Raw genomic sequence first — 24362 nt, forward strand, 5'->3', positions numbered from 1 at the left:
CGGTTGTGTGCTTTGAGCACATAGAAGACTTTGTGGCAGATATTGCCGTTATTTTTAACTGGTCGCCCGCCGAAATCTTCATGATGACGCCCGGCGAAGTGGTTAGCTGGCGTGAGCGGGCGGCACTTCGCAGCGGGAGTGCAGACAATGAAGACTCTTGATATCCGGGTCGCTTTCAGCGCCGTTGACAGGCTGACCCGGCCTGCCGAAAACGCCCGCCGCCTGATGGGGCAGTTTGGTGACTCCATCCAGCGAACGCAGGGGGCGATCAAAAATCTCGAGCGTCAGGCGCGTTCATTTGAGCGCGCCCGCGACGCTGTCAGTAAAGCGGATGCGGGTATCGTGAAAGCACGACGCCAGCTTAACGCCCTTAATCAGTTACAACGCACGGGTACAGTGCTCAGCGAAAAACAACAAAAGCTGATGCAGCAGTTAAGCACCCGGCTTGAACGCCTGAATGAATCGCGCACACGGGAAATTCAGAAAATGCGGGAACTTGGCGGAGAGCTGAAACGCCACGGCATTTCCCTGACAGGCAGCGATAACACCATCCAGCAGGCCATCAGACGCACCGAACAGTACAACAACCAGCTTGAACGCGAACGGCAGGCGCTTGCGCGTGTAACGCGGGCGCGTGAGCGGTATTCGCGCGCGCAGGAAACAGCGGGAAAACTGAAAACAGGTGGTGCGCTGGCAATTGGTGCGGCAGCGGCGGGCGGCTATGCTGCCGGGCGTTTTTTGCAGCCTGCGATCGGGTTCGGCAAAGAGATGTCCCGCGTTCAGGCACTGACGCGAATCGACCAGAACAGCCCGCAGTTTAAGGCGCTGCGTGAGCAGGCGTTAAAACTTGGCTCTGAAACGCAGTTCACCGCAGGCGATGCCGCCAGTGGACAGGCATTTCTTGCAATGGCTGGCTTCACTCCGCAGGCCATTCAGGCTGCGCTTCCCGGCGTGCTGAGCATGGCAACGGCTGGCGGTATGGATCTCGGCGAGACGGCAGATATTGGCTCAAATATCCTGACGCAGTTCGGCCTTTCTGCTGACCAGATGGACCGGGTTGGTGACACACTCACCGCAGCGTTTACCCGTACCAACACTGACCTTCGCGCACTGGGCGAAACCATGAAATATGCAGGTCCGGTGGCGGGTAAGCTGGGAATATCGCTGGAGCAGGCCGCAGCGATGGCTGGCGTGCTGGCGAATATGGGCATCAGAGGGAGTGATGCCGGGACGGCAATGCGTGCCAGCCTGGCTCGTCTGGCATCACCGCCAAAGGCGGCGGCAGAAGCTCTGAAAGAGCTGGGCGTGTCCGTCTCGGATGCCGGGGGCAAAATGCGCCCGATGGAGGATGTGCTGGCCGACCTTTATAAAGCCACCCGCAAATACGGGGAAGTTGACCGGGTATCGTTCTTTAAGGACATTGCCGGAGAAGAGGCTTTCACATCGTTTATGGCGCTCGTTGATGCAGCGGGTGACGGTTCCTTACCCAAACTGAGAAAAGAACTTGAAGGCGCGCGCGGTGAGGCTGAACGCACAGCAAAGGTTATGGCCAACAACCTTGACGGCGATCTGAAATCACTCGGCAGTGCATGGGAAGGGTTGCGCATCCGCATTGCAGATCTGATTGACGGTCCGCTGCGTTCTGTCACGCAGTGGCTCGCGCGGGTGGTATCAAGGGTGACGGCGCTGGCGCAGGCCCATCCGGCACTGACGCGCCAGCTACTGATAGCAGGCGGTGCGTTGCTGGCAATGACTGCAACGGTTGGTTCGTTGTCGCTGGCTATTGGTGTGCTTGCTGGTCCGCTGGCAAAACTGCGTCTTGGTTTTTCTCTCCTGACCGGATCAATGAATGCTGTCAGGGTCCTGCCAGCACTATGGGGAATGGTGACGGGTTCCGTTTCTTTACTGGGAGGCGCTATCGGGGCGCTATTCAGTCCGGTTGGTCTTATCGTGGCTGCGCTTGCCGGAGCTGCCGTTCTTATCTGGAAATACTGGGATCCCATCAGGGCATTTTTTGCCGGGGTGTTCAGCGGGATTATGGAAAGGCTGACCCCGTTGCGCGAAACCTTTGAACGGTTTGGTCCTGTTTTTGACGCAATCGGAAGCGGGATCAGCCAGGTGTTTAACTGGTTTAAATCGCTGCTGTCACCGATGGAGTCCAGCAAGGAAACGCTGGATAAATGTACCAGTGCTGGCGAGATATTCGGTAACGTTCTTGGCGGTGCGCTACAGCTTGTTCTGACACCTGCAAAAATGCTACTGGATACGCTGGCGTGGATACTTGAAAAACTTGGCGTCCTTCCGGATGAAGCGGAAAAGGCGCGCAAGAAAATCGAAGACGCACAGCGTGCGGCCATTCTTCAGGACAAGGTTGCCTTGCTTCAGGGGGACCTTGCGAAAATCAATCCGCCGAAGCCTGTGGAAAATGGCAATGGCACCGGAGGTGATAAACCCAAAGACAACAAACCGCTCACAGACAGCAATACCGGGACGCTACGCAGACTCAGCAAAATTGCTGATAACACAGGTAAGCTGGTTGATGAGACGAAAAAACGCATTGGCCCTGGCGATATTGTCTTTAAGAACCTGCCCCGCGCACTTGCTGTTCGTGGGGAGTGGCAGGAGCGGAAGATTGCGCAGGTCAGTAAGCCTGCTTCCGCAATCAACATCACACCTGTGGTCCCGGCTCCGCTGCCTCCGGCGCTGGTCCCTGTTGTTGCGGCCAGCTCCCGCCCGGTGGCGGAGGCCATACGATCGCCAGTGGCATCAGTTCCTGCAACTTCCCGTAACCGGGAGCCTGCTGTCTCCGGATTTTGCGGTGAAATTCATGTTCATCTGCATAACGTTGTTACGCAGAATCCCCGCGAACTGGCGAAACTGGTCGGTGAAATGGTCAGGGCAGAACTGGATCGGCGTACCCGTGCCGGGCGTGGCAGTTTTTACGATAAAGATTGAGGAGTCATGGCCATGATGATGATCTACGGCATGTTTGTTTTTGAGCTGCGCACATTGCCGCATCAGCAGTTACAGCAAAACAAAAGCTGGCGGCATGTAAAAAATGAACGCGTTAACCGTTCAGCAAGCTGGCAGTATATCGGTGCAGGTGATGATCGCATCGTTCTTTCTGGTGTGCTTTATCCTGAAATTACAGGTGGCGAAGTGTCGCTGTCGCTGCTGACCACGCAGGCGTATACAGGACGCCCCTGGCCTCTGATTGATGGCGTCGGGCAGATTTACGGCATGTATGTCCTGACCGGAACGAATACGACCCGTTCCGAGTTTGATCGCTACGGTAAGGCGAAAAAGATAGAATTTTCACTGACCCTTGAACGCTGTGATGAGGATTTGCGGGAGCGCCTGCAATCCTCATCGTTCAGCGATATGCTGTCCGGCTTCAAAGATAAGGTGGCGTCATCCCTTAACAGTGCGGTCAGTTCTGTTAAGGGACTGTTCTGATTTAACGCAAATCACAAATAGTTAGATAAACAGAAATAACGATAAGGCCCGATATTCGGGCCTTTCGTTTATTCTGGTTGATCAGGGAACGTAACGGGTAATTCAGTGGTATCAGTGGTCTCAACTTGTTGCACGTACCGCATCCAGCGCATCAGTTGTTGCTTATCTGAATCACTGATAATCCCTAATGCAAGCTGGGTCTGCCAGAACTGCGTTTTTTCTCTGGCCTGCTGTAATAACCTTTGTTTCTGGTTTTCAGCCTGCAAGCGTTGCTCTTCTTCGGTATACACACGTTTAATGACTGAGCCATCTTTAAACATCCAGTTACCTGAAATATCAGCGCGTCGGTTTGCTGTAATATTAGGCAACTCGACAACACTTTTTCCTTCCGGGCAAATTGCAGTTACATCCGTTTGCACGTCGCATATGACATTATTTTCATCATATGCAATCTTTATGGTGTCTGGCTGAAAGTTCTTTTGTTCCTCATACCAGTTTTTACCATCTTCAGCGAATAACCAGACAACGCCGGAGTTTTTAGTTAACAGGTACTGTTCTTTTGTTTTTGGATTGCCCGGTTTTATATTTTTTAAATGCATCATAATCAAACACTCGATACGTTATACCATGTACCATTAATATTTTTTTGAATTGGTCTGTAATAAACACCACCAATATTATCGGCAGAGTTTGAGCCTGTATCCTGAACGATAATCCCGGTATATGCGCAACCAGATGGAGCCTGATGCGTCCATGTTGTACCGTTATTTGCTGGTTTATAGGATGACGCACCACCAAGTCTAATATCCCGAACATAGCGTGAATCAAAGTTGCCATAGTTAGATGGTGATACCTGCCCGTTAACAGCAAAAGTGATGCTGTTATCTGTATTTCTCTGACTGTAAAAATGCCAGCCTGCATCATCACCTAATTCAGCCACCACCGGACGACTTGCGTTTCCCCACAAATTGAATGCGGCTTCCTTCGTGGATGTATTGCTGCTGCTGACCGTGAACTTTTTCCCGCTACCGGCACGTACTTTGGTACTTGAGACAATATCACCTGTAACACTCAGGCCATGCCCCATTGACACTCCGCCATTGGCGTTATTGATAGTCAGCGGTCTTAAGCCGTTCCATGTCCCAAATTTATCGCCAGAGGCCGTCAGCATTAAATATGTGCTGCCGCCATCATTCCTGATAAAGAATCCATAATTGCCATAAGCAATGCGCAGACCATTAGCACTGAGTGATGTAATCTCACCTCTTGAACGGAGACCATAAGCGGAGCTGAGTGATAATTCTTCCTGAGCGTCATAGTTTCCTGTCGCCCAGCGAATTACCCCGCCCTGTACTGTTTCATGCCAGATAGTGTCCCCTTCTCCACCACGAAACTTTCTGAGATATTTTTTGCCGCCTCTGGTGCCTGAACATAAGGCCGTAGACATATAGGCATTCTGGCTTCCGCCATCCTGATTAATCGTTCCGGTCATTGAGTCGCCCTGACGATTCCAGTCACGACGCCAGCCGGGGGAGTAGACGTCCCCATGATTAATGTAAGTGAATTGCGCGCTGGTTGTACCGCCACCACTTGATGTTGTCGGCGTGGTCACTCGGATAGTGATTGCAGATTTAGTTCCCATGACCTCGACGACACAACCAGCCAGGTGGATATCACCACATCCGGTATCCGTAATGATTTTGTTATTTGCATATGACCAGGAGCCTTTGCACATCCAGTACGGATGATTAAATGCACCACGGGAATCCAGCCATTCAATAAACTGAGCGGTTGTCCAGTTTCCGGCTTCAGTGCTCAAAGCGCCGCTATAAGCACGACAGGCACCGATATTTTTCGTGAAGGTATCCTTTCCCGGAATATCCGCACCGTTCTGATCTTTCTGAAGACGTTTTTCAGCATTGTCATAGGCAGACTTCACCGCTTTTGGTGTTGCGGCCAGCGTTTCAGAATCGCTGTTGGTGGCGCTACTGAGCTGGACAAGGCCTTTTCGCGCTGTGGTGGCATCCTGCGCAGTGTATTTCCCGTTAGCAAGGTCATACGCGGCCTTTACCGCTTTCGGTGTTGCGGCCAATGCTTCAGACGTGCTGTTGGTGGCGCTACTGAGCTGGACAAGACCTTTTCGCGCTGTGGTGGCGTCCTGTGCAGTGTATTTCCCGTTAGCAAGGTCATATGCTGCCTTTACCGCTTTCGGCGTTGCGGCGAGCGTTTCAGACGTGCTGTTGGTGGCACTACTGAGCTGAACAAGGCCTTTTCGCGCCGTGGTGGCATCCTGCGCAGTATATTTCCCGTTAGCAAGGTCATATGCTGCCTTTACCGCTTTCGGCGTTGCGGCCAGTGTTTCAGACGTGCTGTTGGTCGCGCTGCTTAGCTGAGTAAAACCTTTTGCGGTCAGCGAGGCGTCCGGGTGACGTCGTGACTGTTCATGCTCTTTCAGTTTGTCATCCACGTAATCCACTGTGGCCATCACCATGGTGTTATCCACGGTAAGCGCCACGGTGGCTGTGCTGGATACGGTCAGAATGGTGCGAAATGTTTGTGCGCGTCCGGACCCTTCGGCAACGATTGGCTTGTAACTTTCGGCAGTATTGCCCACCGCGATCAAATCGCCGTTCTCATCAAACACACCAATTTCCCGGATCCAGAATCCGCCCGTTTCAGGAGGAATAAGCAGCTCCGCAATAATGCGGTTCTGATGTGTTGCGTCCAGGATGACGCGATTAACAGTATGTCGCCACACCTCATGCACCAGACGGGTCTGCTTACTGTCTGGTGTGGGCAACGTGCCGCCACCGTCGCCCACGGCCATATGAGTCAGGCGAACAGGCTTACCATCTGGCGCGGCTGCCTGAGCTAATTTTTTGGCACCTGTATCGGTGATAACGGTTTTAAATTTTCGTGTTGTGGTACTCATGCTTAATCGTCCGGATAAATGGTAATAACTTCACCGTCATAAGTTGCCGCCGCTGCGAAAATATCCCCCGGAATTTCCTGAATGATATTCAGCCCTGTCATGTGGCGGCTGACCGGACGGGCATCAGCAATCAACCGCTCCATTTCCAGATACATTTCCTCCGTCACGCCACTGTCCAGTGTGCCGACTTCAACGGTAAATGTTCCCGGTTCTCCGCCGAACTCCCACCACTCAGACACGCGAATGAGGTATCCCAGCGGCTCAATGGCCCTGCGCAGTGCGCTGATGGTCCCTTTGTGTCGGTGTATCAGCCATGCATCACGAATCACCTGTCGTTTTGTCTCTTCCGGCCAGTTGCGATCCCAGCGGTCAACGGAAAACGCCCAGGCGAGATAAGGCAGCAGATGCACCGGGCAGGTATCCGGCGACCACAGCGTGTTGAGGTCTACCGGGATGTCTGTAATGCGCGTTCCGACAGCTTCGGCACAACGCATGAAACTGCTGGCTGATGGTGGTAACAGTGAATTACTCATTGCGCCCACCTTCGCTGATGGTGAACGACTCACAGCGCGCCGCCTGTATGTCGCTGATGGCCATATTCTGTGTGGGTTCGATTATCTCCACGCGTTGCACACCGTGCACATGCAGTGCGGCAGCAATGGCGGACAACGCCACGTCCTGACCGATAAGCCCCTGCTCAGCCAGCCACTTCCTGAACGACGATTCCGCCGCAGCCAGAATAGGTTCGGATTCCGGGCCGGGGTAAAAGTACAGTTTTGCATTCAGCCGCCATGTCACGATTCTGGCGCTCTGTACGGTCAGGCGGTCGGCCACCGGGCGGGTGTCCTCTGCATTCAGAACGGCGCGAACGGTATTAAGCAACGCCTCCGTTGCTGTGCCGTCGCCTTCAGTGGACAGAATGGAAACCGTCACATTTGCCGGAGACGGACTGATAGCCCGCGCATCACGCACCAGACCGCTGGCGCTGCGTGCAAAATACTCGTATGCACCTGACGGGCCAGCAACACTCAGGCCGTCGTACGCCCGCTGCGCCCGCAGTCTCAGCGAGGTGTCGCTCTCCATCACCGCGTCGGTGGTATCCGTTGCCGGAGTGATAACCAGGCGTTTTGTGTTCATATTGCCCGCGAGGTTGTCCAGGTCTGTCCCGGCGCTGTGGCTTAACATGCAGGCGCGTGCCCCCTCGTTAACCCGCTGGCGTAACAGCATTTCACGAAACGACATGGTTTGAGCGATAACGTTAAGGGGTTCCGATTCCAGCTCCAGCGCGGCGGAAACGGCTTCACGCTGTTCGGCGGGATAAGCCGCAATCATCATGGCCTTTGTGTCAGCCAGAATTGCCTCAAAGTCAGGCTCCGCGATGATGGCGGGGTCCGGTAACTGTGAAAGGTCAACGGCGGGCATGATTTACTCCCTCAGCGTGATGGTTAATTCAACATTCTGCATGGTCTGCATGACAGTGCCCGACAGCGTCACCCCGGCGCGGCCTCCCGCTTTCCAGACAACGTCGATGGCATCCAGGGCAATGCGGGGTTCCCATCGTGTCAGCGCAATCACGGCAGCACTCATGCATTGCAGACGCGTGGTGTTATTCATGGGTTCGTCAATCAAATCAGGCACAAGGCTGCCATATTCCCGTCGCATAACCCGGCTTGCCAGTGGGGTGGTCAGGATGTCCCTGACTGACTGTTTCAGGTGCTCCATATCGTTCAGGTTTCCCGTTCCGTCCGGGTTCATTCCTGTGTAGCGGGTTGTCACTGCGGGCCTCCTGTCGAATCGCTGCCACCTTTCACGCCACCGTGTTTATGCGTATGCACGGTAATGCCGTTTGAGGTGAAATCGCCGCCGCTGTGCGTGATATTGCCGCTCATCTTTCCCCCTTTTGTGACGTCAAGCGTCGCCGTTCTCAGAAGGTTTGTGCATTCCACGACGGGCGTGTCCAGTGTCACGCTGACGGATGCCTGTAAAGTGGCCGTTTTCATGCCGCTGGCGCTCAGTGCGCCTGCGTCCGCGTCGTAGCGGAACACCGCGCCGTCCGGCGCGCTGATCACGATTTCTTTCAGGCTTTTGCCGGGGGCCGGACTGGCATCACTCCACAGGCTGCCAATTATCATGGCGGTTTCCGGGTTGCCGCCAATGCAGGCAATTACCACCTGTTCGCCGGGTGATGGCGGCAGCCACACATTGAAGGCTCCCGCGCGCGTGGTGTTCCAGCGCAACCAGCCTGTCTCCAGTTCGCCGCTGCGAACGCGCACGCGCCAGGACTTCTCATCAACTTCAGAGATGATCCCGGTGCGGATGATATTGCTCAGCAGTCGCATGAGTTCTGCGCTCACCGTACAGCCTCCGCAATCCGGCCCAGCACCGTGTTATAAATCAGGCGTTCATCTGCCTGACTGATGCCCAACAGCTCACGTACCGGGTAATCGGTGAAAATGCCCGGCGCAACCTGATCGCGCTCACCGAACTGATGAACGCGTGCAATACGTGCAGCCACGCCGCTGTAACCCACCGTCACACCGGAAGTATCCGCACGGGCTTTCAGGTAGCGGGCGGTGCGCAGTTTTACGAACATGGGGACGCGCTTTGTGCTGTCCTGGTTGATGCGCCGGGTGCGTATTTCCAGAAAGCGGTCGATGTCATCCCGGTAAAACGTGCGGATGTTGTTTTTATCCTCATCCCACCCGGTGATGGTTCGCCCGTATTTCCCCGTGTCGTGATGCCAGTTTTTCAGCGTGCGTGCTTCGTTATTCCAGATAAAGCGAATGCGTTCCTGTATCCGGGTTACGCGGCGTCTGCGTGGTGTCCATGCGGTCCCGTCCGGCGCTTTCTGTGACCGGATACGTGCCTGCTGGGCGCGACGTAAATCCTGTGCCAGCTTTCTGGCGATGTTATTGATGGCCTGCTGATTCAGGCTGTCGCGGATGGCCTCAAAGGTTTCATCCACGCGGGTGAATGCCTTATCCATCGCTTTCACCCCACGTCACATCCTGGAATACATGCGACCAGTCGCCTTCGGAAGATGGCAGGCGGGGTTTTGGCTCCGGCAGGTGTTCTGCCTGCGGTGTGCCCTGACTGCTGCGCGTGATGCGAACGCGTTCCCGCAAGGGGAGCGTAAACAGGAGATCGGCGCTGTCATCGTCATTGATAACGGCGGAGAATTTGATGTCCTGATTACGCTCAGGGTTGAGCAACAACTGTGGCTGATTTTGGGATAACCACGCCAGCAGCGGCAGCGTGAGGTCATCCAGCTCCCCGGCGTAATCCATGACAAACATCACCATCTGATAGCGGTAAACAAACGATGGGGTTTCTCCGGTCGTTTCAATGTTGCCGCTCTCCACGAAAATGGTGAATTTTTCCGGGTTGGCCTGACACCATCGGCATGAACGGGTCATGGCTTCACGCAGGGAATCAGTTTTCAGCATGGTTGTTATCCTCGTTGTTCAGTCGTTGCAGCCTGCGCTGTTCCAGTAATTCAATGGCCCGTTTATCCGCGTTACAGGTTTCCAGTGCATCCAGAAGGCGGTCGCCCCATATACCGAGATTTCCCCATGTGGGAGTATCAGGGAAGGGGGGAGGCGTTACCGGTATGGTCAGCGTCTGCGGTATAAGCCGAACTGACGGCGCTGGCCGTGGCGCGTTCTGCGTGCCTGCGCAGCCTGTCAGTAAAACGAGCGTCAGGCAAAGCGTGGGCGCATTCATCTTTTGCAATATCGTTGCGTAGCTGTTCACGTCTGGCCTCTCCGTCCTGATTGCGTTGCTGATTTTCCGCGCGGAGTTGTGCCAGCACCTGCTGCATATCCTGTACCCCGGCGCTGATGATATTCAGGGTGTCGACGGTACTTTTCAGGGTGCTGGCCTGCGCTTCGTTTCTGGCGTTCTCCCGGCCCAGTGACCACGACAGACGCATGGATGCTCCCCATGCGGCAATCAGAAGGAAAGCGACACCCAGCGTGGGCCAGAGCTTCATGCCGGATAGGCTCCGTGTGGTAACTGAAAATGCGGTCCGTCTTTCAGGGTCTTCCAGTCGCCGCCCCATTCCACCGGAATATTCAGTTCCCGGCTGGCCTGTCTGAATGCTGCTGCGATTTTTTCGTACAGCGGCCATTCCCATGACACCTGGCTGCCGATATAAGCCACAACATCCACGGCATGTCCCGTAAGGTGGCGGCTGTTCATGGTCTGGCTCTTACCCGTGGCCACCAGTTGCTTCTGGCGGTAACGGCTGCGCAACCCTTCGGTGATACCAAAATCCACTTCCGAGATTTCCAGTGCCCGTCGGGTCACTTTCACCAGATCAGGATTTACGCCCTGCAAATTCTTTTCGCTCCGGCTGCTGAATTTAAATGTGTTGCTCATTCGTCCTTCTCCTTCACCCTGCGATTAAAGGCCGCAATAACCTTGTCGCGTGCTTTCTCTGCCCCCATAAAACCGATTGATGCGCCGATAAACGTCACAGCATCTTCAGGAAACCCGAAGAAGCGCAACGACCCGGCCACGGCCATGGCAAGAACGCCGCACGCCAGCGATCCCGTTACGGTCTGAACCAGTGTTCGTCCGTCATAAAGACTCATCAGCGCGGAAATGCTGACTGCCGCGCCTGCTGCATACACCGTTGGCAGGTGGTCAAAGAGCCACGCAATAACCTGCTCTGTGATCCCTGTTTGAATGGTGCTCACTGCTACTCCCCCCACAACTGAATCATTTCTCGTTTCTTCTTCTCCGGCTCCGGCATCTCCACGTCCTGCCCGGCGTCCAGAAATACCTGCTGACAGAGTCCGGGGTTAGCATCCAGCACCTTTTCGGTGACGCCCTGCGTCGTGCCGTAGTACCGGAAACAGAGCGAATCCACGGTGTCGCCTTCCAGTGCCTTCACTTTCATCAGCACAATTCCGCAAAGATTCGCGGGCGGCACAGAATGTCAGAGATGGCCCAGCTCACATCGCGCCACAAATCCGATGTCTGTATATCCAGTGCGTCCGCCCGGCGGTCGCCCTTGTCCGTTGTGTCCGCATCGCGGTAACGCTCCAGAATCAGGGCGCGCGTGGCGGTATAAACAGCATTGCGCCAGTGCCAGAGATTGACGCTTTCTCCGTTAATTACGGGTGCCGGAACATCGGCCAGCGTCTGATGGCCAGCTGCCTGCTGTTCCTGCTGCCATGCTTCCAGCTCGCGGGTAACGTGTGCCACAGCCCCGGTGGCAGTATGCAGCAGGCGGGAGGTGGTCACGCGGCCCGGCAGTCGTACCGCCAGACGCAGCTCGCGCAGCACAATATCCGGCCAGAATGCACCCGCTGAAATGCGGGTATCGCCATCATCGGTATCGGTGATGTCGTCCTCTGCGGGTCTGGGTTCAGTTCTGGCAACCATACTCATGGGGTTCACTCCTGAAAAAAATCGGGCGGTGGGTGCGCGGTGTAAACGGTCACGGAGTCAAACCGGAAAACCGCGCACGCCGCCCGCTGACGGGGTCAGTCGTTAACCGCGCTTCGCCTTCTGCGTCGCGGTGGTTTTTCGTGTTGCAGGCTTCCGCGTTGTCTTTTTACTTTTGCTGCTTTCGTCCTGCGTCTGCTGTGCGCTGGCGTCTTCTGGTGCGGCTGCGGAATCGGCTTTTTTCAGGGCGCGGGAAAGGGTTGCAATCTCGCGTTTCACACCTGCGTTCGGGTTCAGGTGCATTGCTTCGCGCAGCAGCTTCAGTGACAGGGCCATGCTGTCCGTATCACTCAGGCCACGGCGGGCAAAGGCGCACGCTTTGCATAATTTGGCGCGCACTTCGTCCGGCATGTCCTGGTCGGTGACAATCTCCCGGAGGGTGTCCAGTGGTTCGATAAAGGCGGACAAATCCGCGTCGGCATCCGTCCCGGCCTGCGTCAGTACCGGATTACAGATTTCTTCGGTCAGTACCGTGGCAGCAGTACGTCCAAAGTTATCCGGCATGATGAGGTTGTGACGGACCACATATGCACCAATACGCAGCGCCAGCGGAAGATCGCCGCAGTCAATCGCCCAGACCATCAGCGTGGCAATCACTTCATCCTGCTGCCCGCCGTCAGCCTCCAGCGTTCCCTCAATCCAGCCGGAAAAGTCCGGCAATAACTCTTTTTTGATGGCGGCTTTCGCGCTTCTGGCCTGTACGCCCTTAAGCCGGGCCTGTGCCAGACGCAGACGATACAGCACCTCTTCATGCGCGGTACGCGCGGCGTGGTCCACGCCTTCATTCGCCCGGCCTGCGCGCTGTGCCATCACGTTCTGCCAGTGTTGCTGTGCAGGAGTAATCATTTTTTCTCTCCGTTACAGGCGGGCATGATGCCCGCCGTGAGGTGATTAGCTGTCGGCGAACTTCAGGCCAGTGACCATCGCGCACTTGCCATAGTCTTCAACGACATAAGCGTCATTGATGGACTGGTAGGTGGCGATGCGGTTGTATTCCGGCTCGTCTTTCATCAGGCGACGCATTGTTCCTTTCTGCCAGTAAATTGACAGGTTGTTGAACGAGGTGATCAGCATCGTTGCATCCGGGAAGAACGGCGCAAGGAATACATCCAGCCCGCCAATGGCGCGCGATGACAGGATGAGCTGTCCGGCAAGTAATTCCGCATTGGGATTCTGGCCGCTGATGCTGTTCAGCACGGGCAGACGCAGCGAGTTAAACAGGTTGCGCCCCATAATCACCACGAGGTCGTCAGCTTCCTTGTGCCATTCATCCAGCAGGGATGAGCGCGCGTCCTGTACCAGTGCATCAGCGTTCGCATATTTACCCGCGTGCGCCACGGTGTTGTCCATGTTGCGGGAGGTCAGCGTTACATCATTCATAACGCGCTCGCTGGCGTCGGTTCTGATGTGCTCCAGCCATCCCACGTTAACGTCCTGAAGCAGCTTGTTGGTGCTGAAGTTGGACTCATCCGCGTGAGACGTGCCGTTGAAACCGATCATGATGCGGTCAAGCGCCACCTGTCGGGCAATCTGTGCGCTGATGCGGGACTGAAAATCAGGGTGTGCCGCCCAGGCATCAAGCTGCGGATACGAAATAAACGTGTCGTAGTTCACCTGTTCGCACTGGTATTTGCGGTTTTTCAGATCAACCACGTTATTCGGGTTACGGCGTTTTGTGCCGTCATAACTGGTATTCGTGCGTGCAATTGGCCCGGTGGTGTCCAGGAGGATTTTTTCGCCTTTCTGGTCAGTCACACCGAACACGTTAATTTTTTTTGTAAATTCAGTGCTCTCCTTTACTGCGTTTTCAAAACGCTGCTGCACCGAGGGTTCTACGGTAAATCGCGATACCAGTGCAGATACCGGGATATTGTTAAGCGACGCCTGCTGCGCCATATAGCAACCCAGCTTGTTGCGGGTAATATCTGACATCACCAGATTCATAAAAATTTGCTCCTTTGTCTTATCAGAAGTCAGCCAGCTGGTCGGAGGCTGCGCCCGTTGCGGTGAAGCGGTTCTGCGGATCGCCGTCCTGCGTGCGCAGTTTTTCCTTCAGTGCTGTCAGCTCTGTGGTCAGTGACGTGATTTTCTGGCGGTCCTGCTGATGGCGGGTTTCCAGCACATTAAAACGGTCGATAATGTCGGCCTGTGACGTTGCGACGCCTTCCACCGCTTCCTGAATACGGGAGAAACTGGCGTCATCCGCTTTGCGGCCACGACCAATAATCCCCATTACGCGGTTAAACCACTGGGTGCCTTCTTCCTGGCGTTGTTCTGCCATTTCGATGATTTCAGACTCGATGGCTTCGGAAATGAGCGGTGCTTCACCCTGGACACTGTTGAACGTCATCACCGCCTGACGTTGCTGTGCCGTGAATTTCAGGCGCTCAGTGCCCAGGCTTGCCGGGGTGTCGGTCATCGCCAGCCCGACCAGATAGGCGCGCCCGTTAACGGAGAACTGCGGGTGCAGTTCGATACTGGAATAGATTTTCTTGCCGTCCGCGACAAGCTGCTTCATGCGCTCGGTCGGTTCGATTTCTGCATACAGCGCAGTACGTCCGGCCAGCGGACCTTCCGTAATGTCTTCCGTACTCAGTGCGGTGACATCGCCCATTGCGGAAAATTCGCTTGACGGGCATGGCGAGAGATAGTGCTCAACGTTCACGCGGGCAGCGTAAACATCCGGGTTGAAGTTCTCGGCGGCTTCACGCAGATGCACCGGACTGATTTCACGGCCATCAACAGTTGATCCGGAGACAGCCACGCGAAACTTTTTGCGGGATGTCTTTTTTTCATTAGCCATAGTTTTTGCCCCTCTGACTGGTTCTTCAGTCATGATGGCAAAGCGTAACAGGCTGATACAAAGGGCTTTTGTTGTAAGAAAACGGCCAGAACAGGGGGTTAAGGAGAACGGTTTCGCGCGCGGGTAATCTTCCTGTAATTACTCAGGGGGAGCAATGATTCAGGACGCTTTTGTGCGCCAGCGTGCGCGGCAACTTTACTGGCAGGGTTATCCGCCCGCAGAAATATCACGTCTGATGGGAATAAACCCGAACACGATTTATGCGTGGAAAAAACGCGACCAGTGGGATGAAACGCCACCCGTGCAGCGTGTCACGCAGTCCATCGATGCGCGCCTCATCCAGCTTACTGAAAAACAGAATAAAACAGGTGGTGACTTTAAGGAAATAGACCTGCTGACCCGGCAGCTTAAAAAACTGCATGATGGCCAGCCGGATGCGACGGCCACAGGAAAGAAAGGCCGGGCGAAAAAACTTAAAAATCATTTCACGCCGGAGCAGATTGCCGCACTGCGGGAAAAAATCATCAGCAGACTGGAGTGGCATCAGCGGGGCTGGTTTGACTCCCTGACCCTTTGCAGCGAAGCCGGGATACGTAACAGGATGATCCTGAAATCCCGACAGATTGGGGCGACCTGGTATTTTGCACAGGAAGCACTGCTGATGGCGCTGCGTGACGATGTGGCACAACCTTACCAGCGTAACCAGATTTTTTTGTCTGCGTCGCGTCGTCAGGCGTTCCAGTTTAAAAGCATTATTCAGAAGGCCGCGGCTGAAGTTGATGTGGAGCTGAAAGGGGGCGATAAAATCATCCTCTCCAACGGCGCAGAACTGCATTTTCTCGGTACTTCTGCTGCAACGGCACAGTCCTACACAGGCAATTTTTATTTTGATGAATTTTTCTGGGTCAGTCGCTTTGCTGAACTGCGCAAGGTGGCTGGCGCTATGGCAACCCTCAGCGGACTGCGACGCACCTACTTCTCCACGCCATCAACCGAAACGCACGAGGCATACGTCTACTGGAACGGCGACCGCTGGAACGAGAAAAAGGCCGCGCATAAACGCCAGCATTTTTCTGTGGACTGGAAAACGCTGCATAACGGGCTTATCTGCCCCGACCGGACGTGGCGGCAAATTGTCACGCTGGAAGATGTGGTTAATCACGGCTGGAAACACACCGATATTGATGAAATTCGTGATGAAAACACCGAAGACGAGTTCCGCAATCTCTATATGTGTGAGTTTGTCCGCGAAGGGGAATCGGCATTTAACCTGAATATCCTGATTGGCTGCGGTGTTGATGGATACGACGACTGGAAAGACTGGAAACCTTTTGCTCCCCGCCCGATGGGGAATCGTCCGGTATGGATTGGGTATGACGCAAACGGCAGCAGTGGCAACGGCGACAGCGGCGCTGTGTCCGTGGTGGTTCCTCCGGCTGTTCCTGGTGGCCGTTTTCGAACGGTGGAGACGCGACGCGTTCAGGGGCTGGAGTTTGAAGAACAGGCCAGAGTCATTGAAGAGTTCACGTATCGCTACAACGTGGAACACATCGGCATTGATGTGACGGGCGGGAACGGGGAGGCTGTTTATCAGATAGTGAAACGGTTTTTCCCTGCAGCTATTCCGTACACCTTCACCCTGTCATCAAAACGGTCGCTGGTACTGAAAATGCTGCAAATAATGCGTGCCGGGCGGTGGGAATACGATCGCGCCGAACGCGAGCTGGTCGCGGCCTTTAACGCCGTGCGTAAGGTGAAAACACCGGGCGGCTTTATCACTTACGAAACGGACCGTGCGAGGGGGATCAGCCACGGCGACCTTGCGTGGGCAACCATGCTTGCTGTCATTAACGAACCGATTGGCGGCGAAGGAGAAAACGAGCGTTTCACGGTTATGGAGTTCTGATGAGCAGAAAAAATAAAAAATTGCGCATGAGTTCACGCATTGATCTCGCTGATGCGCTCAGGAAAGAATCGTCGCTCAGTGCATTCACATTTGATGGTCCTTACCGCCTGACCGGGCATGACCTGCTGGACAATATGTACTGTGCTGATAACGGTCGGTGGTATGAAACCCCGGTGGACTGGTACGGTCTGGCAAGAGCTGCCCGGCAAACGTCCTGGCATCAGTCTGCGCTTTACTTTAAGCGCAATGTATTACTCGGTTGCTACATCCCGCACCCGCTGCTTTCCCGGCAGGATTTCTCGGCGCTGGCGCTGGACTGGTTTGTGTTCGGTAACGCATTTCTTGAGCTTCGAAGCAATATGCTCGGCGAACCGCTTAAATTACGGCACGCACTGGCGAAATACATGCGACGCGGAAGCGATCTTGAATCATGGTGGTATGTGCAGGATGGCAAGGACGCGTTTCGGTTTCGCCCTGGCAAAGTGTGCCACCTGATGAATCCGGACATTAACCAGGAAATTTACGGCATGCCGGAATATCTTGGCGCATTACTCTCGGCCAGCCTTTCTCATTCGGCGGACATGTTCAGAAAACTGTACTACGACAACGGATCCCACGCCGGGTGCATCATCTACATCGGTGCAGCGCAGGTAAACCGCGAAAGCATGGACTCCCTGAAAGAAACGCTACAGGGGGCACGTGGTGGTGGTGCGTTTAAAAACGTGCTCATTCATGCGCCCAACGGGGGCAAAGAGGGGGTGCAAATTTTGCCGTTCCAGCAGATCACCGCAAAAGATGAGTTCATGAATGTTAAGGCGGCATCCCGTGATGATGTGCTGGCTGCGCACCGCGTTCCGCCGCAACTGATGGGGGCGATGCCGGGCGAAAAAAGTGCGTTTGGTGATGTGGAGAAGGCCGCGCGGGTTTACGCAATTAACGAGCTGATGCCCGTCATGGAGGCCATGAAGCATATCAATGACTGGCTTGGCGAAGAGGTGATCCGCTTTAACCCTTACGCACTGTTAGATACCCAGCCCACATCCTGACGCGCTTCGCTTGTCTGCTGCTTCGCCGGGGCATAAAAAATTTATGCCCCGACTCTCCAGCTCCTGTATCAGTCAGATAATTTCACGACGCTTTCCTGCTTATTGCCATCATCGACGGTCAGACTCTTACGCAATCCCACTGCGCTGACTGCATGTTCTCGCCGCCTCAGTGCGATTTTGACGGCCTTACCTTTCACCCCATCAAACCAGAATCCCTCACGTATTTTTCACGCTCAGCGTGAGAAATACGGCCATTCTGTCGTGTCGCTGCGACATCGTTAAGGGAACGCTATTTACCCCCTGAAACGCGGGCTGTTCCCCCGTCACCTGCGCGCAGAAAAAGCGCGTTTTTTTGTGCATGCACGGATCCTTGACGGATCCAGCCGCCACGCGGGCCGGAAGGGCAAAAAGTCGTTCAAAAAAATTGTGCAAATTTGTGCACTTTTGTGCAGGTAAGCATGCCTATATATTTGACCGTGGCTTGCCTTTGATGTAGTTTATGCGTCACAAAAACCACAAAACGTGGTTATGATTTCTATGAGGGGGTTGATATGAAAAAAATGTATGATGAATTTGATGGTTTCTAAGCTACGTTGACCTCTAATGAGGCGGGGATTTGCTCCCCGCCTTTTTTATGGATGAAATAGGATGAACCCAATAACACTACAAATCATCAGCAATGCTATTGTTCTGCTTGGCGTTTTGGTTGCCATTGGAACCATTATCTACAATGTGCGTACCGCAAAAAAAACTCAAACGGCCAACTTTCTTTTTGAGAGTCGGCAAGATATGCAATATATAGAGTCATTGCATACCCTGAAACAAGTGCATCGTTCCGGCAAATCATTTCGTTCTTATGTTTTTCCTTGTGATGGTTGCATAATAACAGATGAAGAAATGGCCGAGCGTCGAAAATTTCAATATATTTTAAATTTTTACGAGCGAGTTGCTGTAAGTATTCGTGAAGGTATTTATGATGAAAAAATGATAAAAAGAACATCTTACACAACAGTTGTAGAGACATATGATATTGCCGAGCCATTAATTAAAGCAATCAGAGAAAGCATTAATTCGGATACTACATATCAAGAATTCGAATGGTTAGTAAGAAGATGGAAAGCTAATCCTTTACGGAAAAACAAATAATGTTTTACCCTTTAATTTACAAGTAACACAGGGGGAAGTGTGACACAGAATCCGTTTTCATTTTATGACTTTTTGGGCTATCTAATTCCAGGTGGGTTATTCCTGTTTATCCTTTTTTTGTTTTCTATTGAAATTAACCCTGTTTATATAGAAGGTATTCTTAACCATATCCTGAAATATAAAGAAATAATAAGTGTGTTTATATATGTGGTATTAATCGTTCTATCATATATTTCAGGTCACTTCATATCTATTCTATCATCCTGTTTAATTGAAAAATACATGAACAGTAAACTTGGGTATCCTTCAATTTATCTGTTTTCTAAAAGAAGTTCCCTGAAAATAAAACGACATAATACTAAGTTCAGTATAGTTAATTTTATCCGTGGAGTTTTTTTATTTCCTGTATCAGCTTTTGATAAAGCAGAACATCATAAAACCACACTGCATTCTATACTTATTAAAGTCTTTTGGCCGCAAATACGAGATGGTTATATAAATGTTTTTTCTGTATCTACGCTATATCGACGTAAGGGCTTGAGGGGCGATCTTTTTCGCCTTGCTTATCATTATGTGTATGAACATTCTAAAAATCATCAGGTGAAAATGCAAAACTATGTTGCTTTGTATGGTTTTTGTAGAAACATTACATTTGTTTTTCTCGCTTCAGTCTGGTTGCTTATGCTCCTGTTCCTTCTATCCTTTTTAATAGATATAAATATCAGGCTGTTACCTTTTTGTTTTCTTCTCTTGTTTTGTATTGCTGCATCCCGAGTATTTTATTATGGTTTTGTTAAGTATTATCGCCGCTATTCTCTTGAGGTTTTAATGGCATTTGCGGTACTTCAGCACGATAAAAAAACTTCGGCAATTTCATCATGATTTGAAACATTGGCACCCTGTTAGCAAGGGTGCCAGAATGATGTGTTGGTCTGTATTTTATTAGTTCACATACAATTATCAGATTATTCTGGGAATAAGGTCTGAATATTCTTTTTTATTTTATAAAAATTGCATTCAACTCCGCTAGGCTGATTATCCTGGTATGTTTCCTTGATGCTAACGGTATTGAAGGGGAGGTTGTCCTCTGGCCATTCGGCCATCCAGTAGGCAAATGCTGGGTTGCGCTTTATGAGCGCTAGCCCAGCCAGAAAGGCCGCGCGTTGCGCGCGGCTGCGTTCGGAGGCTGGCAGGCTATCGAGGTAATTGCACGCCTCCTGCTCACTCTTGACGGCGGCGGGCTTCAGATAGAAACTTATCCGTCTGGTTGGTGTCGTCATTGGTTTACTCCTTGTCCATTGTGTACAGCCCATTAACCAGAGCAAACTGTGGCACCCCGTCCGCGATGAAAGTCGCATTAACTCCGCAGACTTCGCGGATAGCGGGTGCCACAATCTCCGCCCCTCCACCGACAACCATCACCCGCCCGTAACCCGAAAAAACCGCCAGCGCGCGGATCACGCGTTGTTTCAGTGTTTCTTCCTTTTCACGAATAACCGCCATCAGGCTGGCGTAATGCGCGTCATTGTGGATGTGCTGGCGCAGCCAGGCTTCATCATGGCGATGTTCGATAATGGTATTGGCGATGTGGTGACTGGTGCGCATACCGTTAGTGGCCATCACCGACAGTACGGCATCGGCCATCAGGGAAACGCCTACGTGTGGATCGCAAAACACCTGGCTGATACCTGCCAGTTGCCCCTGAACCTTTGCCACATCCAGCGTGGTTCCGCCTAAATCCACAATCAGCAGGGATTCAAACGGACTCATGTCAGCCAGTGCTTTAAAGCCAGCCGGAATGGATTCAGGCATAACCCGCACGTTACGGATAGTGAATGCCTCACCGTTCTGGTACTCCACCGGGCGCATGACGTTCGCTTTTTTGCGGTTGATGTTGGCCATGTCCGGCTGTGCGTTTGTGTCGAAATACTCGCTCAGTGGCAGGGTGACAACCACATCCACCTCCTGTGGCGTGATGCCTGATTTGACCAGCGCGTGATGAATGGCAATGACATTCACATCGCTGTACTGGTATTGCGTGTCGGTCGTCTGGACAAAGCGATCGCTGACCGGATCAAAACCATAGCGCACGCCATCAAGCATGTAGTTCGCGGGCTGCGTGCCACCGAACGGCGCAGACCATTCCGACTTGAAACTGTTCGGGCTGATGGCGTTGCGGCGTTCGCCGTTCTCAGTCCATGCCAGCTTGATGTTGGTGGAGCCGTCGTCGATACAAATTTTCATGTCGCTTTTCCTTATGTTGATTAATTAATCGTTTACGGGATTTTCAAATCCCGCTTTTGCCTGTTTTGTGCGCACTTCATGTTTTATGGCGCGTTTTTTGCTCATTTACGGGATTTGTGAGTCCCGTTTCTGTCTGTTTTTTGTTTCCACTGGTCAGGCTACCCCGCAGCAGGTCTGCTTTGCGGTGGGCGCGTTCAGTGGTTTCACTGATTCTCTGTGCGTGCTCTGTGTCACGGATGGCGCGCAGCATGTCAGAAAGCACGGTAACGGGGGTTTTCATGGTGTTCTGGTCCTGCTGAAGTGTGGATGCCAGACGTGCGGCGGCTTCGGGGTCTGATGCCCCCAGTTGTTCCAGATAGCTGGCGACCGGGTTATGGCGGATCTCTGTGCTGCTTACGCCGTGATTACGGCTCAGGCGCTGCCAGAGCTGCGTGATTCGGCTGTCCGGGCGGGTATCCGGTTTGCGTACAATTTCAAATCCCTGCGGTGCAATGATGCTGCCGTCAACGTACAGGCTGCCGCCCCGTAACAGGTGCTGCATCTGCTGTTCACCGATATGCAGGTCGAGAGATTCGGCAGATTCCCGCCATTCTTTAGCGAGTAATTCGTGGTTATCAGGCAAAGGCCGCTGCTGTTTGCGGCTCTGTGTCCAGCTCTGCATTTCATCACTGCTGTTTTTTGCCTGTTTGTCACGAAGCGAACGCATCAGCGCCCGGCGTTCGTGCCGTTTCAGTGAGCGCATCCATTCGTTCACTTCAACGCCGTCAGGGAGCTGCGGCCACGGTGCTGGCCGTTCTTCCGGCTGTTCTGTCCCGTTGTTGTCCGTTTCCTGTACACGGGGACAGTTATTGCCACGAGTCCAAGGGGCGGCAGGGCCGCCCTGAAGGTCAAAACCATTTTCGTGGGTGCTGTCTTCCGCTTCCGGTTTACGTCTTACCAGCTTCCAGTTATCCGGGTGCGTGCACACACGGGAGGATTCCCCGATGAGTGGCGACCAGATCCCGTAAATCTGTACACTCTGTTCGCCGTAATCGTTCAGCTCATCTGCGAGGTCGTAGGCTGTGCGAATCAGGTAGTCCTTGCGCGGAACAAGTACGCCACCCTGTTTTTCAATGTAGGTGGCAAAACACCCGGCATCAGCGGCAGCAAGAACCGCATCCATTGCGTCATCCTTCAGCCGTTGCGGGCCTTCCGGGTTGCGTGCCATCTGGCTGGCAAGGCGGCGGAGTTCACGCCACACCTGACGGGAGGGAATGCCAAAGAACTGGAACTGGCGGACCCGGTGAAGGCGCGCCCAGCCGATGGCGCGTTCCACGCTCTCGGCCATTGATTTTCCGGTTTCGTGGTCAACGCGTGGCTTGCCCGTTTTTGGGTCGATGCCATCCACGGCGCGGCTGTCCAGGTTCTTTCCGATGTAGGTGGCGATGTAGCTGGTTGGTGTGCCTTTTGAGCCGTCGACATACTCCACCTTAAAGCGCGGAGTAATATCATTGCCCAGCTCGTGGCGGTCTTCCTGAATGGCAATATCGCGGGTGATGGCCACGATGCTGTCGATTTCTTCCGGATGAGCAAAGACCATCATGTGCCAGTGCACGGTGCCGTCATGGTGAGGCTCCACCGTGCGGATGCCATACCAGCGCAGGCCGTCGCGGTTCAGTTTTTTGCGGACCGCCGCAAAAAACGTGTTAACCAGGTAATCGCTGGAGTCGCGCATGGTGGCCCCGTTCCATTTGGGATTCGGATGACCGTTCTCTGTTGTGGCGTGGTATTTTGACGGGCAGGTGACAGTCAGAAACACCGCTTTGTCGCCACGGGCTTCGGCCAGAAGTTCCAGCCCCTTCATGGTGGCCATCATTTCTGCCTTACGGTGAACCGGGTTACTTACTCCCGCGTAATACACTGTCTCGAGATCAATCGTGAACCCGTCTTCGTTTTCCAGTATGAAACTTTTCAGGAAATCGCGTGTTTTCTCGCGCTGTGCGCGAAACTCGCTTAACGCGTCCTGGCTCAGATAGGGTGATGTTTTTCTGGAAACCAGACAGGCGGCGCGGAGTTGTTCTTCTCTCCACTCGCAACGTAACAGCCACAGTTTGCGTTTCCACCATTCCGCACAGGTCAGGCGAAGGATTGCGCCCGGCAGCAGCTCCGTGTCCGGTTCGTTCCTCCGGTCTTTGTCTGTTGTCAGTGCGTCATAATGTGGAGGCATGGCGTGCAGGTGTAACGCCATGCGGGCCAGCATCTGATACGCCTTCAGCGTTACATCCATGGTCAGTTCGCCATCAGTCGCGTCAAAGCCATCGCAGAGTTTTTCGAAGGTGCTGCTGAACATCGCCGCTGTCATGGTGGCCAGCGTCTGTATCTGGTGTTTGTTGAGCTGCGGCAGGTAAAGCAAATCGTCCAGGCGTTCGCGTCCGGCAAGGGAGCGATAACCCGGTGTCAGCCAGCGGCTGTCGGTGCGGTCCAGACGTTCGAATATTTTGCGCAGGGTTCCGCGTGCATAGCGTTCCGCCTGCCAGCTCTTTTTGCCTTTCTGACGATCGGCTTCCTGCTTCTTGCGCAGGAAAGAGAGGTGGCGGCTCAGAGGTTCTCGCAGATAAACGGGAAGCGCCTTCAGTGTGGCAAAGGCACGGGCTACCGGGTCTTGTTCTGTTGCCCGGCGCTTACTGATGATGCTCTGTGCCAGCTTTTCACGCTGTCCGGCTTCCTCAAGGGATGCCATGAGTTTTTTACCCATGGCGGATTGTGCGAAAAAGGCTTCTTCCTTCGCTTCCTGTTCTTTCTGTGCCCTTTTGTCCGCCTCAAGGTAGTAACGGATGGCGCGTTGCAGGTCGGTTTCAGTTTCCTGCCTGCGCTCCGTAAATCTGGCCGGATCAATAGCTGGTCGTGGTTCATTCCAGCTCCATGCAAACGCACTCATGGCTGGTATCCCGTCACGCGCTGCCACTCCTGCGAGAAGAGGGCGGAAAGGCGGTTAAATTCAGCGGTGTATTCACTCAGCGAGGCACACCCGCCAGCAGTGCGATGCGCCAGCATTGCTGCAAATACGGAGGCCGGGGAGTCGTAATACGCCAGCAGTGATTCGCCGTGCGGTGTCAGGCAGTGCAACGCCAGTCCGTGTGGTGTGAAGTCCACGCGGTAGCAGTCGTCTACTGTGAAATAAAGGGTGTCTGCATTCTCCGGTTTTGTGGTGCGTGCTCTGTTGTCACGACCACGGATGTAGAGATCAAATAACCCCTGAAGAACGGGAGCCAGACGGGTGTCCTGTGTGCGCACCCATCTTGTGAAGTCATGAGCGTCAATCATGCTGCAATTCTCTTTACTACAGATGTGCGAAGGCCTCCCGCCGCAAGGTGCAGGAAAGGCCCGGAACAGGAA

The 24362-nt window shown here is 53.6% G+C and carries 28 protein-coding genes; 7 read left to right on the forward strand and 21 right to left on the reverse strand.

Annotated features, from left to right (window positions below; translation table 11 throughout):
- Window positions 1–5: 5 nt before the first annotated feature.
- From ACJHXB_RS19960 to ACJHXB_RS19970, 3 genes are read left to right on the forward strand one after another with little or no spacing between them, the layout of a single operon-like run.
- Window positions 6–161, forward strand: a complete 156-nt coding sequence (locus ACJHXB_RS19960; protein WP_000333498.1) for a GpE family phage tail protein — start codon at window positions 6–8, stop codon at window positions 159–161.
- Window positions 148–2955 (forward strand): phage tail tape measure protein, encoded by a 2808-nt coding sequence (locus ACJHXB_RS19965; RefSeq protein ID WP_247849867.1) that lies wholly within the window; start codon window positions 148–150, stop codon window positions 2953–2955. The genes ACJHXB_RS19960 and ACJHXB_RS19965 overlap by 14 nt, the downstream gene beginning before the upstream one ends.
- Window positions 2956–2967: 12 nt before the next feature.
- Window positions 2968–3456: a phage tail protein gene (locus ACJHXB_RS19970; protein ID WP_001504481.1), complete on the forward strand. Its 489-nt coding sequence runs from the start codon at window positions 2968–2970 to the stop codon at window positions 3454–3456.
- A gap of 68 nt (window positions 3457–3524) precedes the next feature.
- On the opposite strand, the gene ACJHXB_RS19975 is transcribed toward ACJHXB_RS19970, so the two are convergent.
- The 16 genes from ACJHXB_RS19975 to ACJHXB_RS20050 all read right to left on the reverse strand — a co-directional run bounded on the left by ACJHXB_RS19975 (window position 3525) and on the right by ACJHXB_RS20050 (window position 14645).
- A complete protein-coding gene (locus tag ACJHXB_RS19975; RefSeq protein WP_000972118.1) occupies window positions 3525–4058 on the reverse strand; it encodes a tail fiber assembly protein in 534 nt (177 codons plus the stop codon).
- A gap of 2 nt (window positions 4059–4060) precedes the next feature.
- Complete coding sequence (locus tag ACJHXB_RS19980) at window positions 4061–6388, reverse strand: tail fiber protein (protein WP_410233532.1); 2328 nt, start codon at window positions 6386–6388, stop codon at window positions 4061–4063.
- A gap of 2 nt (window positions 6389–6390) precedes the next feature.
- Window positions 6391–6921, reverse strand: coding sequence for a phage tail protein I (locus ACJHXB_RS19985; RefSeq protein ID WP_000071739.1), 531 nt, complete (start codon window positions 6919–6921; stop codon window positions 6391–6393).
- Window positions 6914–7810, reverse strand: a complete 897-nt coding sequence (locus ACJHXB_RS19990; protein ID WP_001111925.1) for a baseplate J/gp47 family protein — start codon at window positions 7808–7810, stop codon at window positions 6914–6916. The genes ACJHXB_RS19985 and ACJHXB_RS19990 overlap by 8 nt, the downstream gene beginning before the upstream one ends.
- Before the next feature lie 3 nt (window positions 7811–7813).
- Window positions 7814–8164, reverse strand: coding sequence for a GPW/gp25 family protein (locus tag ACJHXB_RS19995; RefSeq protein WP_000213447.1), 351 nt, complete (start codon window positions 8162–8164; stop codon window positions 7814–7816).
- Window positions 8161–8727, reverse strand: coding sequence for a phage baseplate assembly protein V (locus tag ACJHXB_RS20000; RefSeq protein ID WP_072056551.1), 567 nt, complete (start codon window positions 8725–8727; stop codon window positions 8161–8163). Before ACJHXB_RS20000 ends, ACJHXB_RS19995 begins: the two co-directional genes overlap by 4 nt.
- An 11-nt stretch (window positions 8728–8738) precedes the next feature.
- Window positions 8739–9374 (reverse strand): phage virion morphogenesis protein, encoded by a 636-nt coding sequence (locus ACJHXB_RS20005; protein ID WP_000356347.1) that lies wholly within the window; start codon window positions 9372–9374, stop codon window positions 8739–8741.
- On the reverse strand, window positions 9367–9834 hold the full coding sequence (locus ACJHXB_RS20010) for a phage tail protein (RefSeq protein WP_000920602.1): 468 nt from the start codon (window positions 9832–9834) through the stop codon (window positions 9367–9369). Before ACJHXB_RS20010 ends, ACJHXB_RS20005 begins: the two co-directional genes overlap by 8 nt.
- Window positions 9835–9971: 137 nt before the next feature.
- Entirely contained in the window at window positions 9972–10379 is a 408-nt protein-coding gene (locus ACJHXB_RS20015; protein ID WP_247849865.1) for a DUF2570 domain-containing protein, read from the reverse strand.
- Window positions 10376–10768, reverse strand: a complete 393-nt coding sequence (locus ACJHXB_RS20020) for a M15 family metallopeptidase (protein WP_000072327.1) — start codon at window positions 10766–10768, stop codon at window positions 10376–10378. The genes ACJHXB_RS20015 and ACJHXB_RS20020 overlap by 4 nt, the downstream gene beginning before the upstream one ends.
- Window positions 10765–11088, reverse strand: a complete 324-nt coding sequence (locus ACJHXB_RS20025) for a phage holin, lambda family (protein ID WP_000104342.1) — start codon at window positions 11086–11088, stop codon at window positions 10765–10767. The genes ACJHXB_RS20020 and ACJHXB_RS20025 overlap by 4 nt, the downstream gene beginning before the upstream one ends.
- A 2-nt stretch (window positions 11089–11090) precedes the next feature.
- A complete protein-coding gene (locus ACJHXB_RS20030; protein ID WP_000864897.1) occupies window positions 11091–11291 on the reverse strand; it encodes a tail protein X in 201 nt (66 codons plus the stop codon).
- On the reverse strand, window positions 11291–11785 hold the full coding sequence (locus ACJHXB_RS20035) for a head completion/stabilization protein (protein WP_000063082.1): 495 nt from the start codon (window positions 11783–11785) through the stop codon (window positions 11291–11293). Before ACJHXB_RS20035 ends, ACJHXB_RS20030 begins: the two co-directional genes overlap by 1 nt.
- A 102-nt stretch (window positions 11786–11887) precedes the next feature.
- Entirely contained in the window at window positions 11888–12688 is an 801-nt protein-coding gene (gene gpM / locus ACJHXB_RS20040) for a phage terminase small subunit (protein ID WP_000632339.1), read from the reverse strand.
- A 45-nt stretch (window positions 12689–12733) separates the two neighbouring features.
- Window positions 12734–13786: a phage major capsid protein, P2 family gene (locus tag ACJHXB_RS20045; RefSeq protein ID WP_247849864.1), complete on the reverse strand. Its 1053-nt coding sequence runs from the start codon at window positions 13784–13786 to the stop codon at window positions 12734–12736.
- A gap of 22 nt (window positions 13787–13808) precedes the next feature.
- Window positions 13809–14645, reverse strand: coding sequence for a GPO family capsid scaffolding protein (locus tag ACJHXB_RS20050; protein WP_001262673.1), 837 nt, complete (start codon window positions 14643–14645; stop codon window positions 13809–13811).
- A gap of 154 nt (window positions 14646–14799) precedes the next feature.
- On the opposite strand from ACJHXB_RS20050, the gene ACJHXB_RS20055 reads away from it, so the two are divergent.
- Window positions 14800–16551, forward strand: coding sequence for a terminase large subunit domain-containing protein (locus tag ACJHXB_RS20055; protein ID WP_247849863.1), 1752 nt, complete (start codon window positions 14800–14802; stop codon window positions 16549–16551).
- Entirely contained in the window at window positions 16551–17597 is a 1047-nt protein-coding gene (locus tag ACJHXB_RS20060; RefSeq protein WP_085452401.1) for a phage portal protein, read from the forward strand. Before ACJHXB_RS20055 ends, ACJHXB_RS20060 begins: the two co-directional genes overlap by 1 nt.
- Window positions 17598–17813: 216 nt before the next feature.
- On the opposite strand, the gene ACJHXB_RS20065 is transcribed toward ACJHXB_RS20060, so the two are convergent.
- The gene (locus tag ACJHXB_RS20065) at window positions 17814–17957 is read right to left on the reverse strand and encodes a hypothetical protein (protein ID WP_001369023.1); all 144 of its coding nucleotides are present in this window, start codon (window positions 17955–17957) and stop codon (window positions 17814–17816) included.
- Window positions 17958–18245: 288 nt separating this feature from the next.
- On the opposite strand from ACJHXB_RS20065, the gene ACJHXB_RS20070 reads away from it, so the two are divergent.
- A complete protein-coding gene (locus ACJHXB_RS20070; RefSeq protein ID WP_001068329.1) occupies window positions 18246–18743 on the forward strand; it encodes a DUF4760 domain-containing protein in 498 nt (165 codons plus the stop codon).
- A gap of 39 nt (window positions 18744–18782) precedes the next feature.
- On the forward strand, window positions 18783–19625 hold the full coding sequence (locus ACJHXB_RS20075; RefSeq protein ID WP_127675012.1) for a hypothetical protein: 843 nt from the start codon (window positions 18783–18785) through the stop codon (window positions 19623–19625).
- 83 nt (window positions 19626–19708) lie between these two features.
- Here the strand turns inward: ACJHXB_RS20075 and ACJHXB_RS20080 are convergent, their stop codons facing one another.
- The 4 genes from ACJHXB_RS20080 to ACJHXB_RS20095 all read right to left on the reverse strand — a co-directional run bounded on the left by ACJHXB_RS20080 (window position 19709) and on the right by ACJHXB_RS20095 (window position 24290).
- Complete coding sequence (locus ACJHXB_RS20080) at window positions 19709–20023, reverse strand: plasmid partitioning/stability family protein (RefSeq protein ID WP_000211282.1); 315 nt, start codon at window positions 20021–20023, stop codon at window positions 19709–19711.
- 4 nt (window positions 20024–20027) lie between these two features.
- A complete protein-coding gene (locus ACJHXB_RS20085; RefSeq protein ID WP_127675013.1) occupies window positions 20028–20987 on the reverse strand; it encodes a plasmid segregation protein ParM in 960 nt (319 codons plus the stop codon).
- Window positions 20988–21063: 76 nt separating this feature from the next.
- Window positions 21064–23904 carry a replication endonuclease gene (locus ACJHXB_RS20090; RefSeq protein ID WP_262933916.1) on the reverse strand — a complete coding sequence of 947 codons (2841 nt, stop codon included), beginning with the start codon at window positions 23902–23904 and terminating at the stop codon, window positions 21064–21066.
- Window positions 23901–24290, reverse strand: a complete 390-nt coding sequence (locus ACJHXB_RS20095) for a hypothetical protein (protein WP_000564228.1) — start codon at window positions 24288–24290, stop codon at window positions 23901–23903. The genes ACJHXB_RS20090 and ACJHXB_RS20095 overlap by 4 nt, the downstream gene beginning before the upstream one ends.
- Window positions 24291–24362 lie beyond the last annotated feature (72 nt).

Source organism: Escherichia sp. WS3227_2 (assembly GCF_046486495.1).
Classification (GTDB): domain Bacteria; phylum Pseudomonadota; class Gammaproteobacteria; order Enterobacterales; family Enterobacteriaceae; genus Escherichia; species Escherichia coli.

Coding starts and splice junctions, on each gene's coding strand:
- ACJHXB_RS20070 (WP_001068329.1), top strand. CDS start 18,246: ATGAACCCAATAACACTACAAATCATCAGCAATGCTATTGTTCTGCTT.
- ACJHXB_RS20000 (WP_072056551.1), bottom strand. CDS start 8,727: ATGCGACTGCTGAGCAATATCATCCGCACCGGGATCATCTCTGAAGTT.
- ACJHXB_RS20055 (WP_247849863.1), top strand. CDS start 14,800: ATGATTCAGGACGCTTTTGTGCGCCAGCGTGCGCGGCAACTTTACTGG.
- ACJHXB_RS20065 (WP_001369023.1), bottom strand. CDS start 17,957: ATGCACAAAAAAACGCGCTTTTTCTGCGCGCAGGTGACGGGGGAACAG.
- ACJHXB_RS20035 (WP_000063082.1), bottom strand. CDS start 11,785: ATGAGTATGGTTGCCAGAACTGAACCCAGACCCGCAGAGGACGACATC.
- ACJHXB_RS20005 (WP_000356347.1), bottom strand. CDS start 9,374: ATGGATAAGGCATTCACCCGCGTGGATGAAACCTTTGAGGCCATCCGC.
- ACJHXB_RS20030 (WP_000864897.1), bottom strand. CDS start 11,291: ATGAAAGTGAAGGCACTGGAAGGCGACACCGTGGATTCGCTCTGTTTC.
- ACJHXB_RS19990 (WP_001111925.1), bottom strand. CDS start 7,810: ATGCCCGCCGTTGACCTTTCACAGTTACCGGACCCCGCCATCATCGCG.
- ACJHXB_RS20080 (WP_000211282.1), bottom strand. CDS start 20,023: ATGACGACACCAACCAGACGGATAAGTTTCTATCTGAAGCCCGCCGCC.
- gpM (WP_000632339.1), bottom strand. CDS start 12,688: ATGATTACTCCTGCACAGCAACACTGGCAGAACGTGATGGCACAGCGC.
- ACJHXB_RS20045 (WP_247849864.1), bottom strand. CDS start 13,786: ATGAATCTGGTGATGTCAGATATTACCCGCAACAAGCTGGGTTGCTAT.
- ACJHXB_RS20090 (WP_262933916.1), bottom strand. CDS start 23,904: ATGAGTGCGTTTGCATGGAGCTGGAATGAACCACGACCAGCTATTGAT.
- ACJHXB_RS20010 (WP_000920602.1), bottom strand. CDS start 9,834: ATGCTGAAAACTGATTCCCTGCGTGAAGCCATGACCCGTTCATGCCGA.
- ACJHXB_RS19975 (WP_000972118.1), bottom strand. CDS start 4,058: ATGATGCATTTAAAAAATATAAAACCGGGCAATCCAAAAACAAAAGAA.
- ACJHXB_RS20015 (WP_247849865.1), bottom strand. CDS start 10,379: ATGAAGCTCTGGCCCACGCTGGGTGTCGCTTTCCTTCTGATTGCCGCA.
- ACJHXB_RS20095 (WP_000564228.1), bottom strand. CDS start 24,290: ATGATTGACGCTCATGACTTCACAAGATGGGTGCGCACACAGGACACC.
- ACJHXB_RS19980 (WP_410233532.1), bottom strand. CDS start 6,388: ATGAGTACCACAACACGAAAATTTAAAACCGTTATCACCGATACAGGT.
- ACJHXB_RS20050 (WP_001262673.1), bottom strand. CDS start 14,645: ATGGCTAATGAAAAAAAGACATCCCGCAAAAAGTTTCGCGTGGCTGTC.
- ACJHXB_RS20060 (WP_085452401.1), top strand. CDS start 16,551: ATGAGCAGAAAAAATAAAAAATTGCGCATGAGTTCACGCATTGATCTC.
- ACJHXB_RS19985 (WP_000071739.1), bottom strand. CDS start 6,921: ATGAGTAATTCACTGTTACCACCATCAGCCAGCAGTTTCATGCGTTGT.
- ACJHXB_RS20020 (WP_000072327.1), bottom strand. CDS start 10,768: ATGAGCAACACATTTAAATTCAGCAGCCGGAGCGAAAAGAATTTGCAG.
- ACJHXB_RS19965 (WP_247849867.1), top strand. CDS start 148: ATGAAGACTCTTGATATCCGGGTCGCTTTCAGCGCCGTTGACAGGCTG.
- ACJHXB_RS19970 (WP_001504481.1), top strand. CDS start 2,968: ATGATGATGATCTACGGCATGTTTGTTTTTGAGCTGCGCACATTGCCG.
- ACJHXB_RS20085 (WP_127675013.1), bottom strand. CDS start 20,987: ATGAAAATTTGTATCGACGACGGCTCCACCAACATCAAGCTGGCATGG.